Origin of the sequence: Shewanella sp. AC91-MNA-CIBAN-0169 (genome assembly GCF_040310165.1) — a bacterium.
Lineage (GTDB): Bacteria > Pseudomonadota > Gammaproteobacteria > Enterobacterales > Shewanellaceae > Shewanella.
Genome location: NZ_JBEOPM010000002.1, coordinates 260,069 through 284,712 on the forward strand (window position 1 = coordinate 260,069; position 24,644 = coordinate 284,712).

37 protein-coding genes are annotated in these 24,644 nt (G+C 44.2%); 5 read left to right on the forward strand and 32 right to left on the reverse strand.

What is annotated here, in order from left to right:
- Positions 1 to 29 precede the first annotated feature (29 nt).
- From AAEY98_RS03565 to AAEY98_RS03655, 19 genes are all read right to left on the reverse strand, one after another.
- The gene (locus tag AAEY98_RS03565) at positions 30 to 656 is read right to left on the reverse strand and encodes a hypothetical protein (RefSeq protein WP_351015002.1); all 627 of its coding nucleotides are present in this window, start codon (positions 654 to 656) and stop codon (positions 30 to 32) included.
- The gene (locus AAEY98_RS03570; RefSeq protein WP_351015004.1) at positions 653 to 1,855 is read right to left on the reverse strand and encodes a baseplate J/gp47 family protein; all 1,203 of its coding nucleotides are present in this window, start codon (positions 1,853 to 1,855) and stop codon (positions 653 to 655) included. The genes AAEY98_RS03565 and AAEY98_RS03570 overlap by 4 nt, the downstream gene beginning before the upstream one ends.
- A complete protein-coding gene (locus AAEY98_RS03575; protein WP_351015006.1) occupies positions 1,855 to 2,196 on the reverse strand; it encodes a DUF2590 family protein in 342 nt (113 codons plus the stop codon). Before AAEY98_RS03575 ends, AAEY98_RS03570 begins: the two co-directional genes overlap by 1 nt.
- Complete coding sequence (locus AAEY98_RS03580; protein WP_351015008.1) at positions 2,193 to 3,941, reverse strand: phage tail tape measure protein; 1,749 nt, start codon at positions 3,939 to 3,941, stop codon at positions 2,193 to 2,195. Before AAEY98_RS03580 ends, AAEY98_RS03575 begins: the two co-directional genes overlap by 4 nt.
- 45 nt (positions 3,942 to 3,986) lie before the next feature.
- Entirely contained in the window at positions 3,987 to 4,109 is a 123-nt protein-coding gene (locus AAEY98_RS03585) for a DUF6890 family protein (RefSeq protein ID WP_351015010.1), read from the reverse strand.
- 65 nt (positions 4,110 to 4,174) lie between these two features.
- On the reverse strand, positions 4,175 to 4,438 hold the full coding sequence (locus tag AAEY98_RS03590; protein WP_351015012.1) for a putative phage tail assembly chaperone: 264 nt from the start codon (positions 4,436 to 4,438) through the stop codon (positions 4,175 to 4,177).
- The gene (locus AAEY98_RS03595; protein ID WP_351015014.1) at positions 4,435 to 4,701 is read right to left on the reverse strand and encodes a hypothetical protein; all 267 of its coding nucleotides are present in this window, start codon (positions 4,699 to 4,701) and stop codon (positions 4,435 to 4,437) included. The genes AAEY98_RS03590 and AAEY98_RS03595 overlap by 4 nt, the downstream gene beginning before the upstream one ends.
- Positions 4,701 to 5,270, reverse strand: coding sequence for a hypothetical protein (locus AAEY98_RS03600; RefSeq protein ID WP_351015016.1), 570 nt, complete (start codon positions 5,268 to 5,270; stop codon positions 4,701 to 4,703). Before AAEY98_RS03600 ends, AAEY98_RS03595 begins: the two co-directional genes overlap by 1 nt.
- Positions 5,271 to 5,278: 8 nt before the next feature.
- On the reverse strand, positions 5,279 to 5,827 hold the full coding sequence (locus tag AAEY98_RS03605) for a glycoside hydrolase family 108 protein (protein ID WP_351015018.1): 549 nt from the start codon (positions 5,825 to 5,827) through the stop codon (positions 5,279 to 5,281).
- Complete coding sequence (locus tag AAEY98_RS03610) at positions 5,824 to 6,024, reverse strand: TraR/DksA C4-type zinc finger protein (protein WP_351015020.1); 201 nt, start codon at positions 6,022 to 6,024, stop codon at positions 5,824 to 5,826. The genes AAEY98_RS03605 and AAEY98_RS03610 overlap by 4 nt, the downstream gene beginning before the upstream one ends.
- A gap of 15 nt (positions 6,025 to 6,039) precedes the next feature.
- A complete protein-coding gene (locus AAEY98_RS03615; RefSeq protein WP_351015022.1) occupies positions 6,040 to 6,489 on the reverse strand; it encodes a phage protein in 450 nt (149 codons plus the stop codon).
- Between the two features lie 31 nt (positions 6,490 to 6,520).
- A complete protein-coding gene (locus AAEY98_RS03620; protein ID WP_351015024.1) occupies positions 6,521 to 7,624 on the reverse strand; it encodes a DUF2586 domain-containing protein in 1,104 nt (367 codons plus the stop codon).
- 2 nt (positions 7,625 to 7,626) lie between these two features.
- Positions 7,627 to 8,286 (reverse strand): phage virion morphogenesis protein, encoded by a 660-nt coding sequence (locus AAEY98_RS03625; RefSeq protein ID WP_351015026.1) that lies wholly within the window; start codon positions 8,284 to 8,286, stop codon positions 7,627 to 7,629.
- Positions 8,283 to 8,783, reverse strand: a complete 501-nt coding sequence (locus tag AAEY98_RS03630; protein ID WP_351015028.1) for a phage tail protein — start codon at positions 8,781 to 8,783, stop codon at positions 8,283 to 8,285. The genes AAEY98_RS03625 and AAEY98_RS03630 overlap by 4 nt, the downstream gene beginning before the upstream one ends.
- Positions 8,780 to 9,235: a head completion/stabilization protein gene (locus AAEY98_RS03635; RefSeq protein WP_351015029.1), complete on the reverse strand. Its 456-nt coding sequence runs from the start codon at positions 9,233 to 9,235 to the stop codon at positions 8,780 to 8,782. Before AAEY98_RS03635 ends, AAEY98_RS03630 begins: the two co-directional genes overlap by 4 nt.
- A 123-nt stretch (positions 9,236 to 9,358) precedes the next feature.
- A complete protein-coding gene (gpM, locus tag AAEY98_RS03640) occupies positions 9,359 to 10,012 on the reverse strand; it encodes a phage terminase small subunit (RefSeq protein ID WP_351015031.1) in 654 nt (217 codons plus the stop codon).
- Positions 10,013 to 10,044: 32 nt separating this feature from the next.
- A complete protein-coding gene (locus tag AAEY98_RS03645; RefSeq protein ID WP_351015033.1) occupies positions 10,045 to 10,413 on the reverse strand; it encodes a hypothetical protein in 369 nt (122 codons plus the stop codon).
- A gap of 70 nt (positions 10,414 to 10,483) precedes the next feature.
- Positions 10,484 to 11,491 (reverse strand): phage major capsid protein, P2 family, encoded by a 1,008-nt coding sequence (locus AAEY98_RS03650; protein WP_351015035.1) that lies wholly within the window; start codon positions 11,489 to 11,491, stop codon positions 10,484 to 10,486.
- A 46-nt stretch (positions 11,492 to 11,537) separates the two neighbouring features.
- Positions 11,538 to 12,440, reverse strand: a complete 903-nt coding sequence (locus AAEY98_RS03655; protein ID WP_351015037.1) for a GPO family capsid scaffolding protein — start codon at positions 12,438 to 12,440, stop codon at positions 11,538 to 11,540.
- Between the two features lie 198 nt (positions 12,441 to 12,638).
- Between AAEY98_RS03655 and AAEY98_RS03660 the strand changes: the two genes are divergently transcribed.
- Together AAEY98_RS03660 and AAEY98_RS03665 are read left to right on the forward strand one after the other, a co-directional pair.
- Entirely contained in the window at positions 12,639 to 14,432 is a 1,794-nt protein-coding gene (locus AAEY98_RS03660; protein ID WP_351015039.1) for a terminase large subunit domain-containing protein, read from the forward strand.
- Positions 14,414 to 15,439, forward strand: a complete 1,026-nt coding sequence (locus AAEY98_RS03665; protein ID WP_351015041.1) for a phage portal protein — start codon at positions 14,414 to 14,416, stop codon at positions 15,437 to 15,439. Before AAEY98_RS03660 ends, AAEY98_RS03665 begins: the two co-directional genes overlap by 19 nt.
- A gap of 210 nt (positions 15,440 to 15,649) precedes the next feature.
- Here AAEY98_RS03665 and AAEY98_RS03670 read toward each other — a convergent pair whose 3' ends face one another.
- The gene (locus AAEY98_RS03670; RefSeq protein ID WP_351015043.1) at positions 15,650 to 16,495 is read right to left on the reverse strand and encodes a YEATS-associated helix-containing protein; all 846 of its coding nucleotides are present in this window, start codon (positions 16,493 to 16,495) and stop codon (positions 15,650 to 15,652) included.
- 144 nt (positions 16,496 to 16,639) lie between these two features.
- Between AAEY98_RS03670 and AAEY98_RS03675 the strand changes: the two genes are divergently transcribed.
- A complete protein-coding gene (locus AAEY98_RS03675) occupies positions 16,640 to 16,891 on the forward strand; it encodes an Ogr/Delta-like zinc finger protein (protein ID WP_351015045.1) in 252 nt (83 codons plus the stop codon).
- On the opposite strand, the gene AAEY98_RS03680 is transcribed toward AAEY98_RS03675, so the two are convergent.
- The 12 genes from AAEY98_RS03680 to AAEY98_RS03735 all read right to left on the reverse strand — a co-directional run bounded on the left by AAEY98_RS03680 (position 16,888) and on the right by AAEY98_RS03735 (position 22,890).
- Positions 16,888 to 17,061: a hypothetical protein gene (locus tag AAEY98_RS03680; protein WP_351015047.1), complete on the reverse strand. Its 174-nt coding sequence runs from the start codon at positions 17,059 to 17,061 to the stop codon at positions 16,888 to 16,890. The genes AAEY98_RS03675 and AAEY98_RS03680 overlap by 4 nt on opposite strands.
- Before the next feature lie 174 nt (positions 17,062 to 17,235).
- Positions 17,236 to 17,457: a hypothetical protein gene (locus AAEY98_RS03685; RefSeq protein ID WP_351015049.1), complete on the reverse strand. Its 222-nt coding sequence runs from the start codon at positions 17,455 to 17,457 to the stop codon at positions 17,236 to 17,238.
- Positions 17,444 to 19,762, reverse strand: a complete 2,319-nt coding sequence (locus tag AAEY98_RS03690) for a replication endonuclease (RefSeq protein WP_351015051.1) — start codon at positions 19,760 to 19,762, stop codon at positions 17,444 to 17,446. Before AAEY98_RS03690 ends, AAEY98_RS03685 begins: the two co-directional genes overlap by 14 nt.
- Positions 19,759 to 20,019 carry a hypothetical protein gene (locus AAEY98_RS03695; RefSeq protein WP_351015053.1) on the reverse strand — a complete coding sequence of 87 codons (261 nt, stop codon included), beginning with the start codon at positions 20,017 to 20,019 and terminating at the stop codon, positions 19,759 to 19,761. Before AAEY98_RS03695 ends, AAEY98_RS03690 begins: the two co-directional genes overlap by 4 nt.
- A complete protein-coding gene (locus AAEY98_RS03700) occupies positions 20,016 to 20,462 on the reverse strand; it encodes a hypothetical protein (RefSeq protein WP_351015055.1) in 447 nt (148 codons plus the stop codon). The genes AAEY98_RS03695 and AAEY98_RS03700 overlap by 4 nt, the downstream gene beginning before the upstream one ends.
- Positions 20,459 to 20,770, reverse strand: coding sequence for a hypothetical protein (locus AAEY98_RS03705; protein ID WP_351015057.1), 312 nt, complete (start codon positions 20,768 to 20,770; stop codon positions 20,459 to 20,461). The genes AAEY98_RS03700 and AAEY98_RS03705 overlap by 4 nt, the downstream gene beginning before the upstream one ends.
- Positions 20,767 to 21,009 carry a hypothetical protein gene (locus tag AAEY98_RS03710; RefSeq protein WP_351015059.1) on the reverse strand — a complete coding sequence of 81 codons (243 nt, stop codon included), beginning with the start codon at positions 21,007 to 21,009 and terminating at the stop codon, positions 20,767 to 20,769. The genes AAEY98_RS03705 and AAEY98_RS03710 overlap by 4 nt, the downstream gene beginning before the upstream one ends.
- Positions 21,006 to 21,272, reverse strand: a complete 267-nt coding sequence (locus AAEY98_RS03715; RefSeq protein WP_351015061.1) for a hypothetical protein — start codon at positions 21,270 to 21,272, stop codon at positions 21,006 to 21,008. The genes AAEY98_RS03710 and AAEY98_RS03715 overlap by 4 nt, the downstream gene beginning before the upstream one ends.
- 2 nt (positions 21,273 to 21,274) lie before the next feature.
- Positions 21,275 to 21,550: a hypothetical protein gene (locus AAEY98_RS03720; protein ID WP_351015063.1), complete on the reverse strand. Its 276-nt coding sequence runs from the start codon at positions 21,548 to 21,550 to the stop codon at positions 21,275 to 21,277.
- A gap of 31 nt (positions 21,551 to 21,581) precedes the next feature.
- Positions 21,582 to 22,055: a hypothetical protein gene (locus AAEY98_RS03725; protein ID WP_351015065.1), complete on the reverse strand. Its 474-nt coding sequence runs from the start codon at positions 22,053 to 22,055 to the stop codon at positions 21,582 to 21,584.
- Positions 22,056 to 22,066: 11 nt separating this feature from the next.
- Positions 22,067 to 22,606: a phage regulatory CII family protein gene (locus tag AAEY98_RS03730; protein ID WP_351015066.1), complete on the reverse strand. Its 540-nt coding sequence runs from the start codon at positions 22,604 to 22,606 to the stop codon at positions 22,067 to 22,069.
- 74 nt (positions 22,607 to 22,680) lie between these two features.
- Entirely contained in the window at positions 22,681 to 22,890 is a 210-nt protein-coding gene (locus AAEY98_RS03735) for a DNA-binding protein (protein WP_351015068.1), read from the reverse strand.
- A 52-nt stretch (positions 22,891 to 22,942) separates the two neighbouring features.
- On the opposite strand from AAEY98_RS03735, the gene AAEY98_RS03740 reads away from it, so the two are divergent.
- Together AAEY98_RS03740 and AAEY98_RS03745 are read left to right on the forward strand one after the other, a co-directional pair.
- The gene (locus AAEY98_RS03740; RefSeq protein ID WP_351015070.1) at positions 22,943 to 23,716 is read left to right on the forward strand and encodes a helix-turn-helix transcriptional regulator; all 774 of its coding nucleotides are present in this window, start codon (positions 22,943 to 22,945) and stop codon (positions 23,714 to 23,716) included.
- Between the two features lie 28 nt (positions 23,717 to 23,744).
- On the forward strand, positions 23,745 to 24,635 hold the full coding sequence (locus AAEY98_RS03745; protein ID WP_351015072.1) for a BRCT domain-containing protein: 891 nt from the start codon (positions 23,745 to 23,747) through the stop codon (positions 24,633 to 24,635).
- Positions 24,636 to 24,644 lie beyond the last annotated feature (9 nt).

A 24,644-nucleotide genomic window follows, 5' to 3' on the forward strand; every position in this document is an offset into this window, starting at 1 on the left:
GTTCTCTTCTATATCTGTTTAGCTTTTATTTAAAGCTGCTTAATTGCGGCGACTAGGAAGCTAGATTCGCTGTCCATTGTCATTAGTCTTTTAGCTGGCAACAAATTGGTATTTAGAGTGGCCATACTTAAATCGTTGTGGTTATCAAAGTTTTTAGGTGGTGACATGACTGCCATTTTTGCAATGGTGGTGTATTGATAACGCCTTGTTGTGCGGCCATATTGGCGGCAAATGTAACTAATTAGGTTTTGATTACTGCCAACATCTGAATCAAGTAGCTGTAAATCCACTACGTCCCAATCTGTTTCACTGAAACGCTCATCTATAGTTATCCACGGCATGCCGAGCTTTTTAAACATATCTATCCAACCGCTTTTACTGCCTGCACCTTTGGCGAACGGCAACGCATATTTCACTCTGGTGCGATACATCAATTCAGTTTCACTGGGTATCTGTTCAATATCTCTTTCCCATGCCAGTAAATGCACAATTTCAAGATCTGCAGTCATTGGGTCGAGTTGTTTAGACGGAAACGCCAGCATGTCGGCAACGCGCTGCCAAAATTGCATGGCACCTTTGCGCAATTTATCCAGTTCGCTGCCTTGCCTTGCTAACCAGTAAGGCATTTTGGTTAGGTCGCTCCAATCAATGTTCATGCGTCGTTACCATTGGTTATGGTTAGCGTATCGATACGAGGCACATTGTTGGCGTTAGTAATGTCTGTTTGGTGCCAGTTAAGTGACTCTAACCCAGTGAATTCTTTGTGTAGTTCTTGGCTTAAACGACTAAAGCTAAAGCGTGTTGCTGGCTCTGTTCTGGTAGCGGTGTAGTTGGTGTTTTCACGAAATGCGCAGCGAATAAAGTCTTCTATGCCATTCAGTAACGTAATCACTTCTGCTGCTAATAATTTAGGGTCTGGGTAAACCGTTACGCCTATGTTGGTATCAACACCTGGCAACGGTAAAATAAGTACATCATCACCATGGCCGTGGTAGCCCTTATCCATTACATATTGATTTAAGTCGGTGATAAGTTCGCTTGATGGTTCTCCGGTATCTAGCAAAATATAAGCGTTTGCAGTACCTGGACCCCGTGGTGCGTCATGTTCAAAAAATATGTTGTCTTCGTCTAGTCCTGCGCGTTCGGTAAGCATTGCGCGATAAACAGCATTAATATGCCAAGGTGCGGCCGCAGTAAAGGCGTTGCGAGTGCGTAGTTTTAAATCGTCATTGGTTTCAGCATCAGCGCCTAATGTGTCTATCCAATCAGCGTCATTGGTCACGCTGCCAATTCCGGTTACTGACTCAGGTAAAACGTGGTAATAACCTGCGCCTAGGTTGTATGCTGCGCCTGCTTTTTCTGCAATAACGGGTATTAATACGCTTAAGCTATTTTGGGGCAAAATCACATCATCAGTGGTTATCACGCGGTAAACCGTGCCGTTAATGGCATCGGTTTGAATAACGGTTGCTGCAGGTATTAACAAACTAGGGCCACTGGCTGCGGCGCGATTAAAGCGCACTTTACCCTTGGCAAATTCGTCTTCTTTGCGGGTTAAGTCGTGTTCCCATGCTTTGGCTTCTATAAACGAATCGTCGTTTGCTGTTAGCAAAAACAAATTTGGCAATATTGCGTCAATAAGTACCTTGTTAACAATCCACGTTGCAGGCTTGGCAACAATGGCGGTGATCACACGCCAAAACGGTGAGTAAGGCGAGTCATTAGCAATAATGCTGCCCTCTGCCTCTACATCTTGTTTAAACAATGCTTTCCAGCCGTCTTCAGTGGTTGGTATGCCTGCAGCCTCTACGATTTTGGCAAAGTCGATTGTTGGCACATCTATTTTTTCAGCCATTAACTTGCTCCTGTAGTGGTTTGGATTATTGACGACGAAATAGGCCCAAAGTTTATGGTGTCGGCAAATACCCACCATTGTCCTGATGACACTTGTTCAATACGCACTGTGCCTGGCATGATACGAACGTCATCTTCTACCAGTAATTTGAGTTTTATTTGAGTGTCTGCTGTTACGCCCGTTCCACGATCGCTAACTAAAAGATGCGCTAAGCCGGTGTCTAAAATGGCGTGCACTATGTCTTGAGCAATTACGGCGCGGTCGGTTAAATAAACAGGATTGAGCCCCGCATCCAATACCACGTCACCATTGTTAATATGCAAGTCTATAAACTGGCTCATGCATGCATCTCCGCAAAATTCATGAAGTTAGTTTCGCCTTTGGCTGGGTACACGTTGACGGTGCCCACGGTGGTTGATTTTTGTTGGTTGGCCGTTGATAGGTTTTGGGTAATGCCACCTTTGTTAACGCGTGATTGAACAGGGGCAATAGCGGCCACGCTTGGGATAGCTGCGCTCGACACGTTAGCGTCAATATCAACACCTGGGATCATGTTTAGTTTGTCGATAATCCAATTCATGGTGTCATTGAAAATGGATTTAACGCCGCCCCACACTGTGGCAAATATTCCGGTGATAGCTTTAACCCATCCCCAATCAGACATTGCGGCTTTTAGGTCGTCCCAGTAATAAATTAATGCACCAATGGCGATAACGGCTGCAGCAATCCCCGCGACAATTAAGCCAATAGGGTTGGCATACATGGCTATATTCACGGCCAACATTACCCCGCGTAATACACTTAATCCGGCGGTTAAGCCTGCATTAATGCCAGCCCACACCATGGCGGCGGCGCCCCATGTGGTCATTATCATTTGGCCTGCGCCCATTACTACGGAAAATAACCCCCCTGCAGCAACAAGCCCTAGTAATCCTATGGCTGCGAATCCCATGTATTTAGTTAGGTCTGGATACAGTTGAGTAAATTCCATCACATCGCGGCCCATGTCGGCAATCCAGCCTACAAAACTATTGAATGCGGGTAATACTGCAGTGCCGAACGCCGCGCGGATCACGTTCCAACTTTGGGCAAGTCGTTCACTTTGGTCGGTCATTGCCGCGGCCATTTTTTCGGCCTGCTCCATGCCTTTAACTTTTCCTAGGCTATCAATCGAACCGCTCAAGCCATTCACGTCATTCAGTAATAACTTGACCATTGATACGGCTTCTTGTGACCCGAACGCCGTGGCTAAGGCATCACCTTCGGCTACGTCGATAACGTCGCCGTATTTGCCTTTTATCTTATTGAGAATATCGACAATGGGTAGCATGGTGCCGTTCGCGTCGGTAAATTGCAGGTTAAGTGCTTTTTGTGCTTTACCTACACCCGCTAAAAACGATTTGTATTTGGTTGCTGACTCACTGCCCTGCATGGTGGCTTGCAGTGTGCCCATAATTGCCATTTGTTCTTGCAGTGGTACAAGCCCTGCCGAGGCGCCCAAGGCACCAAAGGCGTCAGCCATTTTTTTACCGTCTGTTTTAAAGACTTGTACTGCCGTTGCTGTCATACCTGTTAAGCGTTCTACCCAAGCACCTTCGCCCATTTTCATGGCATCATTTTTAAAGATGCCGTACATGGTACCCATATAGTCAGTAACGGTTGCCGCGTCTGCTTTAGTCGCTGCAGCCAATAGGTTACTAGACAAGGTAAACGCCGACAGGTCGGCATCATTAAGTCCTGCAATAGCCGATTGAATGTTGTAGCTCGACTTAACAAAGTCTGTTGCAGACTTGCCATATTTAAGCGCGTATTCGTAAGATGTATCAGTGAGCATTTTTAGTGCTGACTGACGCACCCCAAGCGATTTAACCTCACCTAGTGCTCGGTCCATTTCAATGGCTGGCATTAGGGCGTTTTGCAGTGCATAACCACTGGCCGCAATGCCACCAATACCGGATGCCATTTTCATGGTTCCGGCTTGATAATTGGAAGCTAGGCCATTAAATTGCTGGCTGATTTTTGCAATCGGCTTAGTAATTTGGTCTATCAATCCAACGGTAAACATTAACGGTGCGGGTAAGCTCATGCTATTCCTACTTTGTTTTACGAACCGCTGACGGCTCTACCTTCTCTATTTACCACCAAACGCCTTACATACGGCGTTGGTGACAATGGCTTCTAAATCTTCGCGCTGTCTGGTGAGTAACCAAGCTGCGCGGGCAATGCTTATTTCGCTGTCATCTTCATGTGGCAATAAATGGCGGCGCGTTATCAGTAATTGCTCAAGCTGGTTGTTGCCAATGGCGTCAACCAGCGCATTTATTTTTTTACGCTAATGGCAATCGACGGCGCGAACTCCTGAGTTAACAAACCTGCAATTTGCAGTGCTGCACCCGGTGATGTGTCTAAAATGCCGCGTAGTTCTTCTTTTTGTTCAGCATCAACAGTTCGCATCACTAGGTTGTGAGCTGGTGCCACTTTGTTGTCTGGCATGATTTCGTTTAAATAACTGTTGTAATCGTCCGTTGTCATGGTGAAACCAATGGTTAATGCGGCGATTGTTAATGTGATTTGCTTTTTCATACTGAGTCCTTATTTTTACTGTTTGTTAATAGTTCTTTTAGGTTGTCGAATCCGGCTTGCATCTGGCGCTCCATCCTGTCACCAAGATCTTTCACGTCATTTTTGGTGGCGTAGTTTTCCGCAACATGGGTTTTATGGTTGCTCAGTTCGGCGCGGGTTTTGTTGGCCACACTGTTTAAATAGGCAACTAACGGCACCGCTATTGTGAGTAACACACCAACAATGCCGATGATCACAACAAGCCAATTGATTAATTGTTCCATTAGCTCGATTCCTTGTTGTTAGCTAACGTGGGCGTGTTGCTTTGCTTTAATAAGCCCATCACCTTGTCTTTGTCGCTGGACTCTTTGGTTGAACTCACCCAGTACGTCACGGCGCCCGCTACTAAGGTGAATAAGTTACCCACCAAATACACAATCAAATCTCGGTTGCCTTCAATCACTGGGCCGTAAAATAACGCCCATAACACGGCGGCAAACAGCCCAAGCAACACAAGCGTTAATGTGGCAGGCATCCAATGATCTTTATGTTCACTTCTGGCGTTTTGTCTGTCGGCTAAATCCGCTTTGTATTCATCTAAGGCAATGCGTTGCAGTTCGATGTTGGCTTGGCGAATTTGCTCACGTTCTTGCTGGGCCCACTCTTGCAGTTTTAGTGCTGCGTTTGGGTCATTACGCAAGGCGGCTTGCACGGCTTCTGGTGTATTGTCTGTACCTAATGCACCCGCTATTTGACTGCCAATGCTCACTGCTAGGCCAATAGGGCCACCCAGCAACGGGGCGACTGCTCCGGCTATGGTGCCAACGGTTCCGCTAATTGATTTCCAGTCCATATACAGTCCTATAAATTCACGATGCGAGTTAACCAACCAAAGCTGTACTTTTCTTGGCTTTCGTCGTTGGCGGCAATATCGACGCAAAACGCAATGCGTTTACCACGAACGGCCTCAACTAACACCCGCAAACCAGTTTGTTTACGGTGTGTAATATATTGTTGTAATGCAGATATGGTGCGGCTACCTAGTGCGCCATCTACCATTAAATCTGGGTATATTTTTTGCTGTTGATTTAATACATTCAGCAAGGTTTGCAGTTGCTTTGCTGCTGTTGCCACGCCTGAGTTAACCCCAAAGTCAAACAGCTGCTCGGTTAAGTCTTCACTGATAGCGTTGATAGCATCAAGTTTGAGTGGTGACCAAAAGCGGTCTTGGTAAATCTTGAATACCAATTCATACGGTAAGTGGCGCATTTCACCTTTGTAGCCATAGTCTCGGGCCACTTTTACGGTAATGCCGTAGTTAGTTTCACCGCCGCGATCAGTTGGGTCGTTTACATAACCCCCTTCACGTTCAATTAAGCTTTCAATTAGGCGGTTCTTTAACTCACTCATCGCTTGTTCTCACTTAATGTTTGGCATTCAACACATAACTGCACACCTAGCAAAAATTGGCGGCGCTTTTCAGGTATTACGGTTTCACATTCAATACACTGTGTGGCGCTTGGCCGACTCGGCTGTGTTGTTCGCTTGGCTAAAAAGGCTTTTTCAAGGCGTTCTTGCTCAATGCCTGCTCTGTCGGCGTCATCCATTTCGTATACCTATCTCTACTGAACAATGTTTTCAATTTCGTCAGGGCGTAAATATGGCACCCCATCGATGTGAACAAAGTCTGGCGAGGTGACATCAAACGGTATTTTGAACAGTGAGGATTGACCGCCTTTTTTATCTACATCCAAAAGGTCACTTAACTTAATGCGACAACCAAAGGCTTCTACTTTCATTTCATCTTTCGATGTTTTGCCATAAAACATGATGTCGAAATTAGGCATTGCGCGCCAAGAACCGGCTGATTTAGCTGCCTGACTGATCAACTTAAAGTTGCTAGCGTTAACACTAAGTTCGCCACTTGCTGACACGTCGCCGTCTACTGCACCATCGGGTACACCGCCAGTTTGCGACACGCCACTGTTGTCGGTAATGGTTAACGATGCGGTGTCAACTTGAACCATGATGTCGCCTAGGTTGACGTTAAAATTCATTCCAGATAAACGCATGTTTGCGATTCCTTATGTGTTGCGACTTAAGTTAATTGCTTAGGTCAAGCATGATGTTGACTGTGATGGCTTTCGGGCTGTTATATGGACGAACAACCATGTAAATCACCACGCTTTTGTTGGTTGGCCACACTATTTCAATATCACCTTCAATCGGTGGGGTAATTTCACCTGGGAACGATGTACCTAAAATAGTGAAGCTTTTACTCATGGTGCGCAGTGGCTTCATAAAGTAACTTTTGTTTAGCTCAATGCTGTTTGGTGTTGAGTTAAGCGCGCGGTTACCAATGCGGCGAATGGCGAGAATACGCACTTCACGGCTGGCTTTATGCACTACACGAATGTTTTCAATGTATTGATAGTCACCGCCTGCAGCGTCTAATGTTGAACCGTCACCCCAATAAATCCCTTCAAAGTCTGGATACCATTGCGGCACACTAAAACGGGCTGTGGCTAAGGTGTTTAATGTAGCTAACTCTAATGGTTTTTCGGCACTGTCTACTGGCGCACTGCCTAACCCCATAACGCTGCCTGTTGCTACACGCATTGGGCTGTCGGCAATACTTACGGCGTAGTTACATAAACGACCGGCTAACACGCCAACGTTGTTACCATGCAATTGCGGCACTGGGATCGCTAAGTAGTTTGCTAGCCCTGCCACTAATGCCACTTGCGCAGCTTCATATGCTGACCATGTTTGGGTGGCTGCATCGATACCCGCCACGGCAACTAACCCTGATACAAAACGCCCAAGTGTTGCTTGCAAACTAAATAAGTAATCGTGCTTGGCGGTGATTTCTTCTGCGGTTTTACTGATGTCACAGAACACGACAGTTTCAAAGCTTTGCACTTCATTAGCGCGGTCGATGGCTTCAAATACGTCTTCATCACCTGCTAATGGATAAACTGCAGCGGTCCAGTTTTGACCCGCATTTAATTGCGCGGCAATCACTTGATCACGCAGGTCACTGTCTGCCAATGCGTCTTCTAAATCAGTTTGAGCGTTTACGCTAAACAGTTGGCTTTCTTCACCTACTGCGCCCGCTAGACCAATAAAAAGAAAGTGGCGTTCGATGGCGGTAATGTCACCTTGGCCGAGATTCAAATTGTTAACTTGTACTTTACCTAGTGACATGGTTAGCCTCTTTTGCTGTTGATATTGTCAATGATTTTTACTAATTCACGTTGTACGTTTGGGGTTGTGTCACCCAAGAACGGACGCGCTTTAACGGGTATTTGCCAGCGGTTTTTTATTTGCTTGTCGCGTAACAGCGACAAAATCAGACCCGCTTTACCTTGACTTAAGTTGTCCGTTATTTCGCTAATGGTGGCGCGACGGTAACCACTGCCTTTGGCTTTTTTGGTTTTATAACCCAATGCAATAAGCGCTTTGGCTTGGCTACGTGTAGCTGATGCCTTGTAATCTGGTTGTCCATGAATACGAGCCATACGGCTGGCGCTCATTGATTCTGTGCCACCGTCTTGATGTAGAGCAGCAATTCGGCCTGTTAACGCGGCTTTATGTTTAAGCTCTAATCGGTTGGCGTTTTTTACATAAGGTTCTAATGTTCTGCCCATGCGTTTTAGCATCTTGGCTTTTTTACCATCGGCGCGGCTGGCCATGTGGGTGCCGTCAACCGTGGTTTGGGTACGTATCCGTTTACGGGCTAGCGCGCGTTCGTGGCGACCCAGCGTTTTTAAAATTCTTACCCGCTTGTTAGCTGGTAATGACTGCAACAACAATTGATGCTTAACGCTCAATACTTGCTGTTTGTTTGGGGCAATGCTTAAGCTCATACATCAGCCCCTTTTTGCTGCACATCAACGGTTTCCGCTATGTTTAATGGCACTAACGACACACGGTAATTTTCACCGTTAAATAATACTGGGCCGTTGGGGTCTGGTAGCAGCTCAATGTTGTCTATCAGCTGCACTTCAATTAATACTGTGGCGTGGTCTTTACTCACCACGTCGATGTCCAGTTGTGGATCATCTAAGCCGTATTCGTCACGCTGCCAATCGCTGTCAATTAAAAAGGCGGCAACCATGGCTAATAAGTTATAAGGGTTAATGCGGCGGTGTGGAAAACGCTCTAATGCAATCACAGCGTTATGTTTCCATTTGGCGACTTGATAGCCGTCACTGCCTTTGTCTTCGCCATTTAAAATTAACGTGCCATTTTCTTGCCATGCATCCAGATCATTGTTTTTAACGATTGGCGATAAGCTTTGCAGTAAAAACGCTGTTAATTGCTGTAATTGGGTTGTTGTTTGAGTTGGGGTTTCAGTGCTCATAGTGAATGCACTCCCGCACGGCCAAGGCCAAGCAGCAAACGCAAGGCACGGTTTGACTGTGCAAAAATTGCGTCTTGTTGTGTTTCATCTTGGGCTTTGTTGTTGCCCGCTTCTTTTTGGTCAACAGCAGAAAAATAGCCCAGCAAATCAGCATGAGAACGGGCATACACTGCACCGCGGTAAATGCTAACTTGCTGCACGCTGAAATCAGGCGCTAGACTAGCGTCTAAGGCAAAAGGGGCTTCCGTTCCCGGTGCTGTCATGATGAATTCGAGTAATTGCTGCTGTATTTCTGCCACACTACGATTAAGCGAATCGGCTAGTGCTTGCTCTTCAAAATACTCAGGGATACGGCGATGCTTGCGAAAATCTCCAGTTGATAATGCAGGCCAGCCACTATCTGTGTCGATAGCAATGCTTTCTTGTTCTCCTGCATTAAATCCAAAGCTCATACATCACCTGTTTATATCTTTGCGTTAATTGGGTTCAGTTCGGTTAGCGTCACAGTGGTTATTAACAGTCACCTGTTAAACACTCAGCTAGCGAACTGGAGGGTTGGGAGTTGGTCCCTTGCGTTATTGGCCTTGTTCTTGTGAGCCATAGGCTTCTAACGCACGTATTCGCATATCAATTTTATTTCTTACTGTTTTCACCTGGGCATGCTTGTGCAAACTGGCCGCTTTTTCGAGTAACGCATCAGCTTGTTGCAACCGGCTAATGTCGCCAACCTGTGTCGGTTTAACGTCGCCATTCGCGCTACGTAACAGCGCCAGCCCCGCGAACTTGTAAAACTTTGCGGTAACCGGTTCTGGCAGTTTCCAATCGTTAACCACGCGCTTAAACACCATGCTGAAATACGGTTCAATACTGTTGCCGTTTTCTGCTTGTAGTTCAGCCCAATCAAATACCGTGTCGGCAATAAAACCTGCCCATTGGCGGCGAATGCTGCCCGCCATTGGTTGCCCCAGTTCGATGGCGCGAAACGCCAGTTCAATAGCTCGGCTAAGCTCACCAACATCAAACAGCCACACAATGCAGTAAGCAAAAATAGGATGGTCATTTACTTTGTCCTTTTGGTTGTTAGCGTCTAGCTTTGCTAAATAGTCGGTGGTAATGGGTAGCCACTTGGGCAGCAACACATCACTTTTATGGCTTACCTTGTCGCTGCGTCTTGCAAAGGCTTTTAGCCGTTTTAAATCTGTTTCAAGTTCAATCAGTTGTAAGTGCAAACTTGGTGCGTATTTGGCGTCACCTGTCTGGCTTACTTTTTCGAGTTCTTTTTGGGCTTGGCGGCTTTCTTTGAACGCGAGGATTTTGGCACCGCCGACGGCTTTTTTAACTCTGCGGTCGCTTCTTTAATGTCGTTGGCTGCATTGGCAATGCTGTCAGCGCTATAAGCTAAATCGCTGGCACTGTCGTCAATGGCGCTGGCGCTTTGTTCTACTTTGTCAGCTGCTCCGGTTACTGAATCGGCGGCATCGGTTACTTGTTCTTGTTCTGGCTTAATACTGGTTAATGTTTCAACTAGTTTTACACCAACATCAGCATTGATTTTTTGCTGTTCGCTGGCTTTATGTTTTGTCGCTTTTTCAGCTTCACGGCGTTTTTTAAAATTGGCAATTACAGACATATCCCATCCCCTAATTGTTGTTATATAAGTGAATAGCTAGGCACTGATTAAGTGCCTAGCCTCGGCATGATTAAACTTTGGCGCCAATGTGTATGTTGGCTTCGTCGATGGCTGCATAGCCCTCAAACTCTTCAATGGCATAACCTTCCATGCGCCAATATTTGTCTTCGTGCTGCTTGCGGTCTTCGACATTTTCAGACTTACGTGAACGCGTACCTTTTTGGGTGTAAAGGTGCAAGTTAGACGCTAATGTCACGACAATACGTTTACCTGGGAAGAACGGCGGTGTGTAAGCGCGCAAGCCACCAATGTTTTTATCCATTTGCTGAGCCGCCACTTTTTCAGTGGGCTTGTCTGCTTGGTTCATCATGTGGGTTTGTGCTGCTGCGGTTAAGTCGCTACCCACTAACACCACTAGACGTGGATCACTGCGTAACGTTTTGTGAATAAGAGTGTTTTTCAACTCGGTAACAATGGCGTCAAGGGTTTTGTAATCGCCTGCGCCGTCTGGGTCAAAGTACAGATCATCAACCACAATTTGGTCTGGGGCTTTTTCTTTAACAATTTGGTGCCAACCTTTGTTAACGTCTTCGCCCATTGGGTTAGCAATAGGGTCTGATGTTTCCGCAATCGATGTGCCGTTAAAGCCTACGCGTAACATGTCTAGCGCAAAACGCTGTGTCGCATTTTGACTCATTAGCTGCATGAATTGGTTAGTTGACCCCGCGTTTGCCCAAACCGCTAATGTCGCCCAAGGCACTGACGCGCACGAGTCGGTTTCAGTTAATTCGTAGTTGTGGCCATCAACACCGTTGGTGGTATTAAAGCGACCGTCTTTTTTGCGACCAGTGGCAATGCCATAGTTACCCACCTTAACGACTTGGCCTTTAATTTGGTCAACGTCCATCATGGTGATCATGGATAAAAACTCAACAGAATTTAGCAATGCTTCTTTCAGTCGAGTTTCCATTGGACCAGTAACCGCAAACTGTTTAGTTACGTCTGATGTTTGATAATTTGTTGCCATGTTTGTGTTGTATGCAAGCAAACAGGCTTTTGCTAATTCTGTTAAGTTCATGTGGCTTTCTCGCTGCTAATTGGTGAATTAAGTGGTTTAGTGGTGATTAAACCACTTGGAACGAATCGCCTTGGCCTGCTGGGTCTGGCTCTTGACCATCAACTTCAGCACTTAATTTGTTGAACTTGGTTTCCATCGTGCCTAGCTTTTCAGTTAGGCCAGTGAGTAATGTTTCAACTTTGCTGAACTGTTCAGCACTAACACCTGGCGCTTCTGTTTTATCAGTCGCAGCTGGTGCGGCAGGTTCTACTACTGGTTCAATGCTGGTGTCGGATTCTGGCTGTTTGCCAAAGGCTTCAACTTTGCTTTCAAGCTCTGTTAGCTTGGTGCCAAAGGTTTCAAATTTGCCCATTAAGGCATCGAATTGCTGTTGGTCCATTGGAGGTTCCTCGGTTGGGTCGGTTGCCGCGTTTGGCTTATTAAAGTAATTGCGTAGCATGGCAAACAAGCCCTGTTCCGTAGGCGTTGCTTGTTCCGTAATGAAGTCGCTTTGTTGCAACTCTTCTAATTTGCTGTATTCGTGGTCGTGGTGGTTTTGACCTACTGAAAACTTAAGGCGGGTTGTACCTGTTGATGCTGGCGAGTCAGTAACGGCAATGCCTTGTAAGTAGGCTTTACCTGTTGCTTTGTAATCAATGTTTGGCTCAATTGACATAAACAACTTTTGGCCGTCTTTGTTGGCTTCAAGTAAGTAATCGTTGGCGGTTAATTTGACGTATAAACGCAGTTGTCCGTCTTTTTTAGCGGCTTTTACTTCATCTACTGTGCCCCAGTTTTTACCCTCAAACGGTGCCCATGATGAACGGAAGTGTTCAGGCCAAATCATGGCGGTATATTCATCCACTGAATATTGTGCGGCCATGTCTTCAATCCACTGTTTGGTAATAGTGCGTCCGTCGACTGTTGCGCCTTCGGTTGCTGCGATAACCCACCCAGTTTGCTTGCCCATGTGTTTGCCTGCCTAAAGTCGTTAAATGCGTAAATGCTGTTTAGGCCTACAGCTTACGGCTTTGGCAAGGTGCAATCACTTGGCAAAGTTCGGCGCAATTCCGATTTTTGCATTATCGGAACTGAGCCGATATTTAGTCCGTTATGAGTGCCGCGATAGCCAATACACTGGCAACATTAATCATTAACCCTAAGTGATATGGCCTACTCTCCTGAAATTCGTGAAGCCGCAAAACGGCTTTATTTACGCAGACACACACCTGATGAAATTCGGGACGAGTTAGCCCTGCCCAATAATCGGGTGGTGTACTACTGGGCTGATAAATACGGTTGGCGTGATTTACTGCGTGAGGAAGAAGTAGACGAGGCAATTGCACGACGCATTGTGATGCTGTCTGATATTCAGGATAAATCGGGTAATCAAATAAAAGAGCTCGACATGCTGATTGAAAAGCATGTGAAGTTGAAAAAGCAGCGCCTAATCAGCGAGGGGCATTCGTTTGGTTCCGGTTCTGGTTCCAAATCGGGTAATAAAGGTAATAACGCTAAAGGTGGCGAACGTGCAGGTAATGACGATAAACCACGTAAAGGCCGCAAGCGCAAAAACGATGTAAGCCATTTAGACGCTGATGATTTTGCTAGCTGGTATGCATCGCTGTTTGAATACCAAAAAACCATGCACAAAAATTTGCATCAACGTATTCGTAATATTTTAAAAAGCCGTCAAATTGGCGCTACCTATTACTTTGCGGGGGAAGCATTTGAGCAAGCAGTATTAACCGGGGATCCGCAAATATTCTTGTCGGCGTCACGTTCGCAAGCTGAAGTATTCCGCAGTTACATTATTGCTATCGCTCAAGAGTTTTTCGAAATTGAATTAACCGGCAACCCGATTGTGTTGCACACCAAGCACGGTGATGCCGAACTGCGATTTTTAAGTACCAACAGCAAAACCGCGCAAAGTTATCACGGCCACGTCTATGTGGACGAGTATTTTTGGATTGGCAAGTTTGATGTATTAAACAAATTAGCCTCTGCCATGGCAACCCATAAAAACTGGCGTAAAACCTACTTTTCAACCCCATCGACTAAAGCCCATCCGGCTTACTCATTTTGGACTGGCGACCATTGGCGCCAAGGTAAACCCGACCGTGAAGAGGTTGAGTTTCCCACTTTTAATGCCATGCGCGACCGTGGCCGATTATGCCCAGATAAACAATGGCGGTTTGTGGTTACCATTGAAGATGCATTGGCTGGCGGCTGCGGCTTGTTTGATATTGATGAACTACGCGATGAATACAATGGCGATGATTTTGCCAACTTGTTTATGTGCGTGTTTGTTGATGATGCCGACAGTGTATTTAAGTTCAGCGACCTTGAAAAATGCATGGTTGATGCGGCGCGATGGCAGGATCACAAACCCAATACACTGCGGCCGTTTGGTAACCGTGAAGTGTGGCTAGGTTATGACCCATCACGCACCCGCGATAATGCGACTTTGGTTGTGGTTGCACCAGGTGAAAAGAAAGGTGAAAAGTTCCGCGTATTAGAAAAACACTATTGGCGAGGGCTTAACTTTGCTCATCACGTTAGCGAAATTCAAAAGGTCTATTCACGTTACCGGGTGACCTACATTGGCGTTGACACTACAGGCATCGGTGCTGGGGTATTCGACTCTATTAGTACCTTGTTCCCCCGTGAAGCGACCGCGATTCATTATAGTGTTGGCAGTAAAACCCGCTTGGTGTTGAAAATGATTGATGTCATTGAAGGTGGCCGCATTGAGTGGGATGCCTCACACAAAGATATTGCCATGAGTTGTTTAGCCATACGCCGCACCACTACCGATACAGGCGGGGCCATTACTTTTAAAGCAAGCCGCGATAACACCACAGGCCATGCCGACGTATTCTTTGCGATTGCCCACGCGGTGATCAACGAACCTTTAAATTATGAACACAAGAGATCATCATCATGGACAATGCAACACTAACTGTCGCGAACGACGATACAGCAAACGAGACTGAGCAACCTAACAGTAATGCACCTGTAGTGTTTAGTTTGCCTGAACAGGTTATGCCTCACATGTGGCTAACCGATTATGACTCGCTGTTTTATAACCAAATGGATGAATATTGGGAACCACCCATTGACCGTTATTTACTGGCTAACCTTACCCGCCGTAATGCGCAACATGGTGGCATAGTACAAAGCCGCGCCAATATGGCAGCGGCACGTTTTGTGTCTGGTGGTATGAGTGCCCAAGAAATTGGCGCTTCGTTTTTAAATCTTATTCAATTTGGTGATGTGGCATTAGTGAAGATCCGCAACGGCTTTAAGCAAACCGTACGGTTGTTTCCGTTACCCAGCTATCGAACCCGCGTGGCTGAAGATGGTGGCGCAGTGGTGTTAGAACGTGACCAACAAGTTAAGCGTTATAAGGCCAAAGACATTATTTGGGTTCGCCAGTATGACCCAGTGCAGCAGGTATATGGTTGCCCAGATTATTTAGGCGGCTTACAAGCAGCATTATTAAATGAAGATGCCACACTGTTTAGACGTAAATATTACATCAACGGCGCCCACATGGGTTTCATTATGTATGCGACCGACCCGAACTTGGACCCTAATGTTGAAAAAGACATTAAAGAGAAAATTCAGGATTCAAAGGGTGTGGGTAACTTCCGTTCACTGTTTGTCAATATCCCCAACGGTAAAGAAAAAGGTTTGCAGATTATTCCCGTGGGTAATTTTGAAAGCAAAGACGAGTTTATGAACGTTAAAAACGTGTCTGCTCAAGACGTATTGAACGCACACCGTTTTCCACCTGGACTAGCCGGTATTATTCCCACCAATACGTCTGGACTTGGTGACCCTGATAAATACGATGGTGTTTATTTTAAAAATGAAACTAAGCCGTTAATCAATAATTTGGTTAATGCGATAGCGCGTGATCCAGAAGTTGGCGGCAAGTTAAAGTTGGTTTTTGATTTGGAGTAAATTTAGACATAAAAAAACCGCCTAAATGGCGGTTTACGTTTGAGTCATGGTTATCACAAGATAGGTGGCTCTCTATCTTGTACTTGTTTTAATTTATTCATAAGCATCTCCAAACGATATATACATGGTTTAAAGTAAATTTCATGCGGCTTTATACACTATGCAGCAGATTTCAACAATAAAAATTACCACATTTTGTGGTAAGTCCTATTAACTTACCTTGTTGGTACTCATAAAGTCAACAAACTGTTGCTCATCTTTAATGTTGTTAAAGTCGCCTTCACCTTCAAGCTTTAGCTCTTCAAGTATAGCAGACTTCACATCTTGTGAATCTAAAACATAAGCTTTTTGCAATGAGTCAATTATTTGTTCAATAGGCTTTTTAAGAATGGCCATGTAGCAAGCTTTGTTGAAGTGTAAAATAGCATTTGGTTTTTCGGCGTGTTGAATCGCTGCATCTATTTCTTTCAATGCTCTTGATACTCTACCGATTCGTTTTAAACAATATGCTTTCCTGAAGAGTGTTCTAGAGTCTTTAGGATTGTGCTTCAAATACTCGTCCATAAGCAATAACGCTTGGTCAAACTCTTTTCTCATCATAAAAAGTGAGCCTTGAATTTTCAGTTGTTCAATTTCAATGGATAAGGTTTTTTCCGAAACTTGTTTTGCTGCTTTGGTTGCGGAATCTGCTTTATCACTAGCTTGTTGAATCATTTTGTCAGAAATAGAAGAAGCAAATTTTTGTGCAACAAAAGCAGCAGCACTACACATGCCAAGAAAAACATAAAAAGGACTATTATTGGGGGAAATTTCTTGTAAAAGGTTACTGCCAATCATTTGAAGGAATAAAGGCACCATAAAAGTTGCTAAAACGCCAGTGACTAAGTTTCTTGCGAGCCGTCTATGGCAGTACTTTTCATCATAATCAGTATTTAGCCAAGATAACCAACCTCCGAGCAAACCAATCACTAACATAAGCACAAACGGTGAATGAATGGCCCCAACTGAACTTATTGCATCCGATGCAACCAATGCCGTATTTGAACTATCAGCCATACAATCTATCACCCTTTGTTTTTAATGTTATCAATGTTACAGGGTTTATAAATAGCTGTCACTTAAATGACTGTTTAAAAAAACAGTACTATGGCGTAAACTAAACTGATTAAACATTAGCGTTTTAACGATTGGGAGATCGACATGCGGGTGTTATGTACTAGTTGTGGTAAAAAAGCAGTTATCGGTAAAACTGACAGATTAAGTCTGGCACATGCTAATTTATATTGTTCATGCTCTGACCCAGAGTGTGGCCACACGTTCGTGGCAAATGTATCGTTTAGTCACACTCTGAGTCCTTCATCTAAAAACACAACTGAAGTTGTGTCAGCATTAGTCAAATCATTGTCACCATCTCAACGTAAAGATCTACAACAAGAACTTGCTTTGTTTTAGTCTGATATACTTTTATCTATTACTTCGCAGTCAACTACCTTCGCAAAAATCGATACCGCAACATCTTTTTTAGACTCACTGGTTTGCATAGCATACATATCAATCAGCATCTGTAATTGCTCAACTAAAATCATTTTGTCATCCATTTTCATGTTCTCATAATTAGGCACACCAATAGCGGTGCCTTACTTATTCTCCACACATTTTCAATCGCGCAACCTTTCAAAAATTCAAAAGCTCAAAACAAAAAATGACTTTTTTTTGTGTTAGGGATAATTTACTAACATGATGCCCAAAACGCGCAACCTATTATTAATCAACACCTTAACCATACTCATAAATATTCATTTTCTACGTCGCATAACCATAATGTTATTTAACGTCACTCGGCACTTTTCGCGCTGTTCTATTGGCAGGCGTTCTAACCACTGGCGAACGGCTTGCTTGTTTAATGTGTCTAGTTGTTTTTTACAAAGCTGATAGCGTTCAAAGCATTCGACGGTAAATTGCTGCGCTTCGGCTATGGCCTTTAGGTCTGCTGGATTATTTCGGTCAAAAATAGGCATCGTCGTCCTCCACTTCATCAAATGCAGTGCTGACTTCCTTGGGTTGATAAACATAAGGCGAGGCGTACTTTTCTTGCTGCTGCAGATCAACCACATGTTGCAACTGCTCTAGTGCAAGTTTTGCCATATCTGGCGACATATCTTGCAGCCAGACATCAACATCTAACTGTTTGTCGACGACTCGCCATGCTTGGGCATTTAATACTTTTTTGTTGGCATTGATGCTTTCGCGGTTATAGGCATCAAATTGTGAATTAAGGGCTGCATCATCCCAATCACTATGGGCTTGATGGCTATTGGGTGGCCTGCGGCTAACAAACAACATGCCCTGACGTAATGAAATATATTGGTCATTACCATTTACAACAGAGTTAATAATGGACCCCGCACGTAGGCGTTTAAGATCCTCGTTGTCTAACCCTAACTTTCTGCCCTCGATAATTAACAGCTGATCACCTTTGGCGATCTTTTTGCTAGTTTTGATCGACTGCGTACAGTTATTGTCAGAACTCCAAGGTGCGCGGCTGTCGCCGCTTTTAGAAGCAAGATCAACAGACAAATCAAAAGCCACATCAAAAGCGCGTTCGTCTGGTGTTGGCACGTACATATCGGCCTGCGGCTTGCGGATTTCCCAACCATCTAACCTGGTATTAATTGTGGTGTGGTTTTCCTGTGACAGTACGCCCATAATTTTAGAAACTTCTTCACCGTAAACATTGCCGGTGTCTTGAATGGCTTTAGCCAGTTGCACTGGTCTGTCAGCACGTTTACAAAATGTGCCGCCCATTACTTCAACATAGCGTGACCAATTACTGCTATCAGCTGCATTGCGGGCACGTTCAACCACATCGTCAAAATCAATGGCCTCACGTAAACGACGCAGCTCACGCCACACGGTTACCGACGGGCCACCAATTTGTTGAAACTGTCTAATGTTCCAAGTGCTTGACCACGCAGCAACATTTTGCGCACCATCTTTGCCGCTGGTTTCAGCTTCATGATCATCATCTACCATATGACCATCGATGTTTTTTGCGATGTATTTGGCGATATAACCGGTTGCCGACCCCTTGGCAGGATCAATGGTTTTAAAATCGAAACGAGGTTTATACCCTTGGTGGCGTACACTCTTTTTACCTTTGGCTGGTGCAAGGTCGTGCTTGTCATGCTGTAAGGCATAACGGCGCATAATCGAACGGGCTAGGCGCAGTTGTTCTGGTTTAAAAAACAGTAATAAATGCCAGTGAGGTGTGCCGTCATGGTGTGGTTCGACTACGCGAAAACCAAACACTTCAATATCTTCACGGGCAAATTTAGCGCGACATTTTGCCCACTGGCTACAAAGGTAGGCTTGGGTTTTTTTTGGGGTGGCACCATCGTATTTTTTATTTGAGTAAGACGGGCCTTTAATGCTTTTTTTCCAACTGTGAAAACGGCTTGGCGCGGTCCACGTATAAAACTCCCCAACATAGCCTTGCTCAATGGCTAGGTCTTCAAACCCGCGCATACGCACCATAAGTTCAGCGCGGCGCACTTCTGGATTAGCCACTGACGCGGCAACTGCATCGGCTAACGTAAGTTCTAGCCCATGTTCGTCATTAACCACTTGCATTTCGTTTAGCCACAACTTTGCGGCTTGTTTACGTTGTTGCCATTCTTTAAAAGCGTGATTAGATACATAAGGCGATACGCCGCTGCGCACTCTACCCACAACAATGGCGGTGTGTTCTTCATAATGCGAATAGGCTCTATTGAGTTTGCGCAGCCACCAGTTTTCATCGGTTAACCTGGCGATAGCTCCTGCAATAAGGTTGTACATCACTGGGTATTCGTCAAAAACACCACTGTCTTTCTTTTCTTCATAATCATTAAAATCAGGTAATGCTGGGCAAAACCCCCACTGATCGGCTGGCTCTTTTATAGCTAATAACAGTTCAAGCGCATCAATCTGTTTGTTGCCGTAATCTGTCATGTTATTCAACACGCCCGTGCAACGGTCTGCCCACTCGGTGGCAATCGCTTCACGGCGGTCTTCGGTGTTGATGTGAAATACAGGAATAGGGAATTGATTAACCATTTCGGTGATGGTGGCAACACGTTTACGCAGCCAAATGTTTGGGCTACGGCCATTGTTTAAGGCGCGCCGTTTATAGCAATATTGGCCGAATAACGTCACGGCCACATGCTCTGGCAAGTCGGCAACCAGTTTGGCCGACCATTCCAAATCAATTTTGGCGTGAAAGGTGGTAAAAAAAGCGGCCGTATCAAGGCCGACTTTACGGATAAGGTCTTCTTGGTTAATCACAAATAATCAACCTGAACGTGTGCTTTTAGTTTATGGGTATAACGGCGAATACCTTTTCCAAGATTAACAAGACCATTGCCCATTGCCTGCCAATAAAGGCAGTCTAAAGCGCCGACACATCTGGCTAATGCAAGTTCATATGCGTGGTTGTCCCCTTCATATAAACTGGTCGAATTTACAGAAAATGTTTGCTTAACGATGCCTTTGGTGGCACGAAAATGGTGAAGCAAATGTTTAAAAGCGGCTTGTTGTTTCATAGGCCACCCAATTTGTTTATTTCGCGCTGTAATCCTCTGGCTAGCCGTGCCCACTCAATTGCATCAACTTTAAAGAAATGACTATCAACGAAATCACCAAAATCAACATTTGAGTTCATAACGGCTTTAGATCGCTGCATTTCGTTTAATGCAAATTCACGAATAAAATCGATATTCACCGGCTTCATTTTTTGAATGGCTGTGTAGTGATTAAACTCTTCTCGAGTCATCCATACAAGATCTGCTGACGGTTCTTCTATTACGTTCACGATTTCGAACTTCTTGTTCTTTTTCTTAAGCTGATTAACAATTACTTCTGGGATTTGGCGTGACAAAAACAACTTAGCACCTGCAATCGACCATGCAGTCTTGATGCTTCCATCTTTACCAAAGCCGCAAAAATAACGTTCGCCTATTTTTATCGCTACTGTTTTATCGCTCATATCGCCCCCATATCTTGCTGTGATAACCCGTAAGATCTCGCCATGTGAATATCTTCAATGCTGCGACGAACGCGCAGTTTTTGAGGGTTAACATTCTTTGGTTGCTCTATTCGCTCCGGCGCAAACAAACGTTTTGCACTAATCGTGCTATTAAAATCCTTATTCACGATGACAACTTTCTCCACTTTTTTAGTGGGTGATACAGTTGATTTAACTGAATGCTGGGCGCGTTTTTGGGCACAGATTTTTTCTTTATTCGCTTGATAATAAGCACGGGCTTTAATTTGCTTTTCAGTTAACTGACTCATGCAACTTTCTCCGTTGGGCGGCTTATACGCAGTTTTCCTTCTGCTACTTCGGCAAAGAACTCGGCATCGGCCTGTTCAAAAATCTCTACTTCGATGGCATTACAGGTTTTGGTTATCCCCCAGCCGCTGTAGTTGCTTGGCTTATAGGTCACTTCTACTTGCTTTTCATCAACCCCAAACATTGAAAAGGGTTTAGACATAGCTACGCCACCGAACTTAGTTGTGAATACTTTGCTCATGCTGCCACCTCTTTCCTTACGATTGAGTCCATGCCTTGTAAAGAACACGTCAATTCAAAACAGAGCTGGTGCAGCGTGTGATCAGCCAACACATACAAGGCCACCTTCTCTAAACCTTGCGCCATGCCTAAATACCTAAGGGCCATTAGCGGTAAACCTTGTGCATTTGCTTCAACATGACGCGCATAAACATTCGCCATCAGTTTGCGCATAGCGACATGCTGAGGATTGGTTAAATCGAATTGAACAGTTGAGTTAGCCATGATCACACCTCCACTTGGTTTACTTGAATGTTGTTGCGAATAGCAATCAAACGAATGTTGAGCGTTTTAGCCAACTGTGGTGATGTGGGTTCCGCAATGGCTTTTAGTGATTCAAGTACAGACTCAACCGCAGTGCGATCAGCTGGCTTTGGTAACTTCAGTGTGCGAATAACGCGATTGGCTTCTGCTGCAATCACTTGCGCAAAAGTATTGGGTTCTGTTAAGCTTAATTCCATCATTTTGTAATCTCCAAAAATTACCGATTTGATACGAGCCATTACCGTTCCAGCGGTTATGGCTTTTTTGTATCTAGTGCTTAAGGTCATTGTCTAACTCGCTCATTAATTCCCGCGCCAACTGACTGATAGAGTTAAGTTCATCATCAACATGCTTTGATACAACTTCACATTCAGAATTTTGTGCTACTAACTTTGTTTTACGTGGTGCAATAAACTGCTCTCGGCTTAATGGCATATTACTAAAAGCTTTGCCCAAATCGATTAATGCTATTAGTGATTGGCGAACGGCTTCACGCTCGTTGGTTGATAAGCTGAGTAATGGACGGTTTAAGTATTCGCTTGGCTTAAGTCGTGCAGCAAAAAATACTAGTGCGCGTTGTTGTGCGGTTAACTTATCGAACTTGCTAGCGGCACTGGTTTTACCTAACATTTTGCGCATTGCGGCTATGGCCTCACGCCCAACATCACCGTGTGGTTCATTTGCTGCTGGTATTGCGCGATTGTTTATCGTGTTAGATAACGGCTTTTTTATTGCTAAAGACATCTTCAATTCTCCTAAAATGCACCAGGCATCGGCATAGTTTGCACTGCATCAAACGCTACCGATAACACTGGCACCGCTTGAAATTTTTGTTCAACGTCATGCATAAAAATGGCTAACTCGGTCATCACATAACTGGCGCGTCTAATGGTTTCGTTGCGCATTCTTGCTGTAACTTTGCGTTGTGTTTTGGCATCTAAAGCCAACGAACCTAACTGGGCAGTATTGGCATTAATGTCTAACGCTCTATCTGTTAACGTCATCTTGTCTGCATCTGCAAAATCATCAGTACAAACTGACGGCATACAGTTCAAATCCAATAACACCCCATCAATTAAGCAACGGTTTTTGCTTGCTTTAGAGATAGCGACTAACTCATGCACGGTTAATTGGTGCGGCTGTTCAGGCAAAAGCTTGTTACGTAATACCTGACTGCTTCTAATCCCTGCTTTACTTGCAACGTCTTTCAGTAATTCATCATTGGCAAACTGGCGCATGGCACCAACTACATGTGGCTGTGATGCAAACTGTGTGTTGCTTAATTGTGTATACATGGCGGCAAAACTCCTTTTTGCTAACATTCAATTGAATGTAAAAGCATTCAAATGACGACCTAAACAAATTAACGCTATCGACTGATAAAGGCTTGTGAGTCGGCTTCTTTAATCAGCGCTAACATATTGATAAACGGTTTTTCTTGTGGTTTGTTTTTAGGGCGAATTGGAAGGCGACCATCACGCACTAAATGGCGTACTGTCGCTAAGGGGATGCCGCTCAGGCGGGCGTACTCTTCAAATGAAACATAGGGTGCTGCAATTTGAACTGCAAAAGTGTTCATGTGGTGATATCCTATTAATTAATTGTGATTTGCTATCAGGCGCTGTGAGAGGTTGGCTGATAACAAACATTACATTTCGATAGGATTATTGATCAATATGTCAGGATACGTCAAGTACAAACATGACAAAAGGTTTGAAAAACTAGACAAACCGATTGAGTGCGAAGGTGGAAAAGAGCTCATAGAGCGCTTGATGCAACTTTTCGAAGTCAACACGCGCATAGAATTGGGCGATTTAATTGGAGTTACTGCTGGCACGCTTTCAACTTGGACCACTAGGAACACTACACCTTACGAATTGTTGATTCGAGTGCATCTTTTAACTGGCTGGCCAATGGAATACCTATGCTTTGGTGTTGGTGATCTATCGAAAATAAAAGGCAAAACAAACTCTCACTTTTCAGAACGAGCTAATGAAGTGGCACCGCCAACACTTAGTTATGAACGTGGCGTGTTACAGGTTTACACCATTGATAATGGGCATTTGGCGCAATACGAAAAAATAGAGGCCACAGTTAACCTATTGCAATACTGCAATGTGCGCGGCAACGAAAACGACTTAATAGTAAAAGACGGTTTTGATTTATTATTTATAAATACTCGTGAAAACCAAGTTAATCAGGGGCGGTATTTATTTAAGGTTAACCAAACCCATCAGCTAGGCATGATGAAGTTATACCCTGATGGTAAAATTTATCTATTAGAGGAAGAAGAACGTTATCTGGTAGATGAATCAGTGACACAAATTGTGGGCAAAGTCGCTGCTACTTTAAAGCAAACCCCAATTAGTCTAATAAGGCCTAGAGGGTATAAGGCCAGAACATAAATTTATTTAACAACACAAGGAGGTGAATATGACAACAACTCAACTAGATAAAGACGGCCAACCCTATAATCGCAGCAACTTTAAAGGTAATAAGCAAAAAGCACTTTGTTCTTTAAAAGGGTTGCTTACAGGTATCGTCTGCGATACTCAATTAAAGCCAACTGAATTACTCTTTTTGAATGCTTGGTTAAAAGACCATGAGTTTTTACAAGACGACCCTGATTCGGTTGATTTAATTGATGCGCTAGAAGATGTTCTTGAAGATGGTATTATGACTGATGAAGAACATGAAGATATTTTTTGTTTAGTCGAAGATGTGATCAGCTATAAAGAACTAGATGACTCATGTTGTAAGGACCATATCAATGTATTGCTTGGTATTTTAAAAGGAATTACAGCGGATAAAGAAATTAATGAAACAGAAGTGTTATTTTTATCTAAATGGTTAATTGATAATGCAGACATTGCCGATATTTGGCCTGTGCCACAGATTATAATAAAAATAACCGACATTCTTGACGATGGTATTATCACCAAAGATGAATGCAAAGAGCTTTATCAGCTAGTGAATCAAATAACGGGTAATGAGTTCAATGACACTGGCGACGCATCAGATACACCAACCCAACAGTTTGACTCACCTAATTCTATCACTCATTCAAATGTAGGTTTTTGCTTTACAGGTAAATTCCGAACTGGCACACGCGCTGATATTGAAAAAAAAGCTAAATCATTAGGGGCTTTTGTTACGCCAAAACTACCTACGCTTGCAACTAAGTATCTTGTAATCGGTTCATTATCTAGCCGCGACTGGGCATACTCAAGCCATGGCCGAAAGATAGAGCATGCAAAATCAATGCAAGCAAAAGGTCATGAGATTTTTATTATTAGTGAAGACCAATGGTTAGCGGCTATTTAACCGTAATTT

Excerpts from the sequence above, each read along its gene's own strand:
- AAEY98_RS03685 (WP_351015049.1), bottom strand. The coding sequence starts at position 17,457 with ATGCCTATTTTTGACCGAAATAATCCAGCAGACCTAAAGGCCATAGCC.
- AAEY98_RS03700 (WP_351015055.1), bottom strand. The coding sequence starts at position 20,462 with ATGAGCGATAAAACAGTAGCGATAAAAATAGGCGAACGTTATTTTTGC.
- AAEY98_RS03600 (WP_351015016.1), bottom strand. The coding sequence starts at position 5,270 with ATGGACTGGAAATCAATTAGCGGAACCGTTGGCACCATAGCCGGAGCA.
- AAEY98_RS03675 (WP_351015045.1), top strand. The coding sequence starts at position 16,640 with ATGCGGGTGTTATGTACTAGTTGTGGTAAAAAAGCAGTTATCGGTAAA.
- AAEY98_RS03615 (WP_351015022.1), bottom strand. The coding sequence starts at position 6,489 with ATGCGTTTATCTGGAATGAATTTTAACGTCAACCTAGGCGACATCATG.
- AAEY98_RS03565 (WP_351015002.1), bottom strand. The coding sequence starts at position 656 with ATGAACATTGATTGGAGCGACCTAACCAAAATGCCTTACTGGTTAGCA.
- AAEY98_RS03745 (WP_351015072.1), top strand. The coding sequence starts at position 23,745 with ATGACAACAACTCAACTAGATAAAGACGGCCAACCCTATAATCGCAGC.
- AAEY98_RS03670 (WP_351015043.1), bottom strand. The coding sequence starts at position 16,495 with ATGGCTGATAGTTCAAATACGGCATTGGTTGCATCGGATGCAATAAGT.
- AAEY98_RS03730 (WP_351015066.1), bottom strand. The coding sequence starts at position 22,606 with ATGTATACACAATTAAGCAACACACAGTTTGCATCACAGCCACATGTA.
- AAEY98_RS03720 (WP_351015063.1), bottom strand. The coding sequence starts at position 21,550 with ATGGCTCGTATCAAATCGGTAATTTTTGGAGATTACAAAATGATGGAA.
- AAEY98_RS03605 (WP_351015018.1), bottom strand. The coding sequence starts at position 5,827 with ATGAGTGAGTTAAAGAACCGCCTAATTGAAAGCTTAATTGAACGTGAA.
- AAEY98_RS03630 (WP_351015028.1), bottom strand. The coding sequence starts at position 8,783 with ATGAGCACTGAAACCCCAACTCAAACAACAACCCAATTACAGCAATTA.
- AAEY98_RS03735 (WP_351015068.1), bottom strand. The coding sequence starts at position 22,890 with ATGAACACTTTTGCAGTTCAAATTGCAGCACCCTATGTTTCATTTGAA.
- AAEY98_RS03625 (WP_351015026.1), bottom strand. The coding sequence starts at position 8,286 with ATGAGCTTAAGCATTGCCCCAAACAAACAGCAAGTATTGAGCGTTAAG.
- AAEY98_RS03655 (WP_351015037.1), bottom strand. The coding sequence starts at position 12,440 with ATGGGCAAGCAAACTGGGTGGGTTATCGCAGCAACCGAAGGCGCAACA.
- AAEY98_RS03650 (WP_351015035.1), bottom strand. The coding sequence starts at position 11,491 with ATGAACTTAACAGAATTAGCAAAAGCCTGTTTGCTTGCATACAACACA.
- AAEY98_RS03665 (WP_351015041.1), top strand. The coding sequence starts at position 14,414 with ATGGACAATGCAACACTAACTGTCGCGAACGACGATACAGCAAACGAG.
- AAEY98_RS03575 (WP_351015006.1), bottom strand. The coding sequence starts at position 2,196 with ATGAGCCAGTTTATAGACTTGCATATTAACAATGGTGACGTGGTATTG.
- AAEY98_RS03570 (WP_351015004.1), bottom strand. The coding sequence starts at position 1,855 with ATGGCTGAAAAAATAGATGTGCCAACAATCGACTTTGCCAAAATCGTA.
- AAEY98_RS03620 (WP_351015024.1), bottom strand. The coding sequence starts at position 7,624 with ATGTCACTAGGTAAAGTACAAGTTAACAATTTGAATCTCGGCCAAGGT.
- AAEY98_RS03590 (WP_351015012.1), bottom strand. The coding sequence starts at position 4,438 with ATGAAAAAGCAAATCACATTAACAATCGCCGCATTAACCATTGGTTTC.
- AAEY98_RS03705 (WP_351015057.1), bottom strand. The coding sequence starts at position 20,770 with ATGAGTCAGTTAACTGAAAAGCAAATTAAAGCCCGTGCTTATTATCAA.
- AAEY98_RS03695 (WP_351015053.1), bottom strand. The coding sequence starts at position 20,019 with ATGAAACAACAAGCCGCTTTTAAACATTTGCTTCACCATTTTCGTGCC.
- AAEY98_RS03645 (WP_351015033.1), bottom strand. The coding sequence starts at position 10,413 with ATGTCTGTAATTGCCAATTTTAAAAAACGCCGTGAAGCTGAAAAAGCG.
- AAEY98_RS03635 (WP_351015029.1), bottom strand. The coding sequence starts at position 9,235 with ATGAGCTTTGGATTTAATGCAGGAGAACAAGAAAGCATTGCTATCGAC.
- AAEY98_RS03725 (WP_351015065.1), bottom strand. The coding sequence starts at position 22,055 with ATGTCTTTAGCAATAAAAAAGCCGTTATCTAACACGATAAACAATCGC.
- AAEY98_RS03610 (WP_351015020.1), bottom strand. The coding sequence starts at position 6,024 with ATGGATGACGCCGACAGAGCAGGCATTGAGCAAGAACGCCTTGAAAAA.
- AAEY98_RS03660 (WP_351015039.1), top strand. The coding sequence starts at position 12,639 with ATGGCCTACTCTCCTGAAATTCGTGAAGCCGCAAAACGGCTTTATTTA.
- AAEY98_RS03715 (WP_351015061.1), bottom strand. The coding sequence starts at position 21,272 with ATGGCTAACTCAACTGTTCAATTCGATTTAACCAATCCTCAGCATGTC.
- AAEY98_RS03710 (WP_351015059.1), bottom strand. The coding sequence starts at position 21,009 with ATGAGCAAAGTATTCACAACTAAGTTCGGTGGCGTAGCTATGTCTAAA.
- AAEY98_RS03580 (WP_351015008.1), bottom strand. The coding sequence starts at position 3,941 with ATGAGCTTACCCGCACCGTTAATGTTTACCGTTGGATTGATAGACCAA.
- AAEY98_RS03595 (WP_351015014.1), bottom strand. The coding sequence starts at position 4,701 with ATGGAACAATTAATCAATTGGCTTGTTGTGATCATCGGCATTGTTGGT.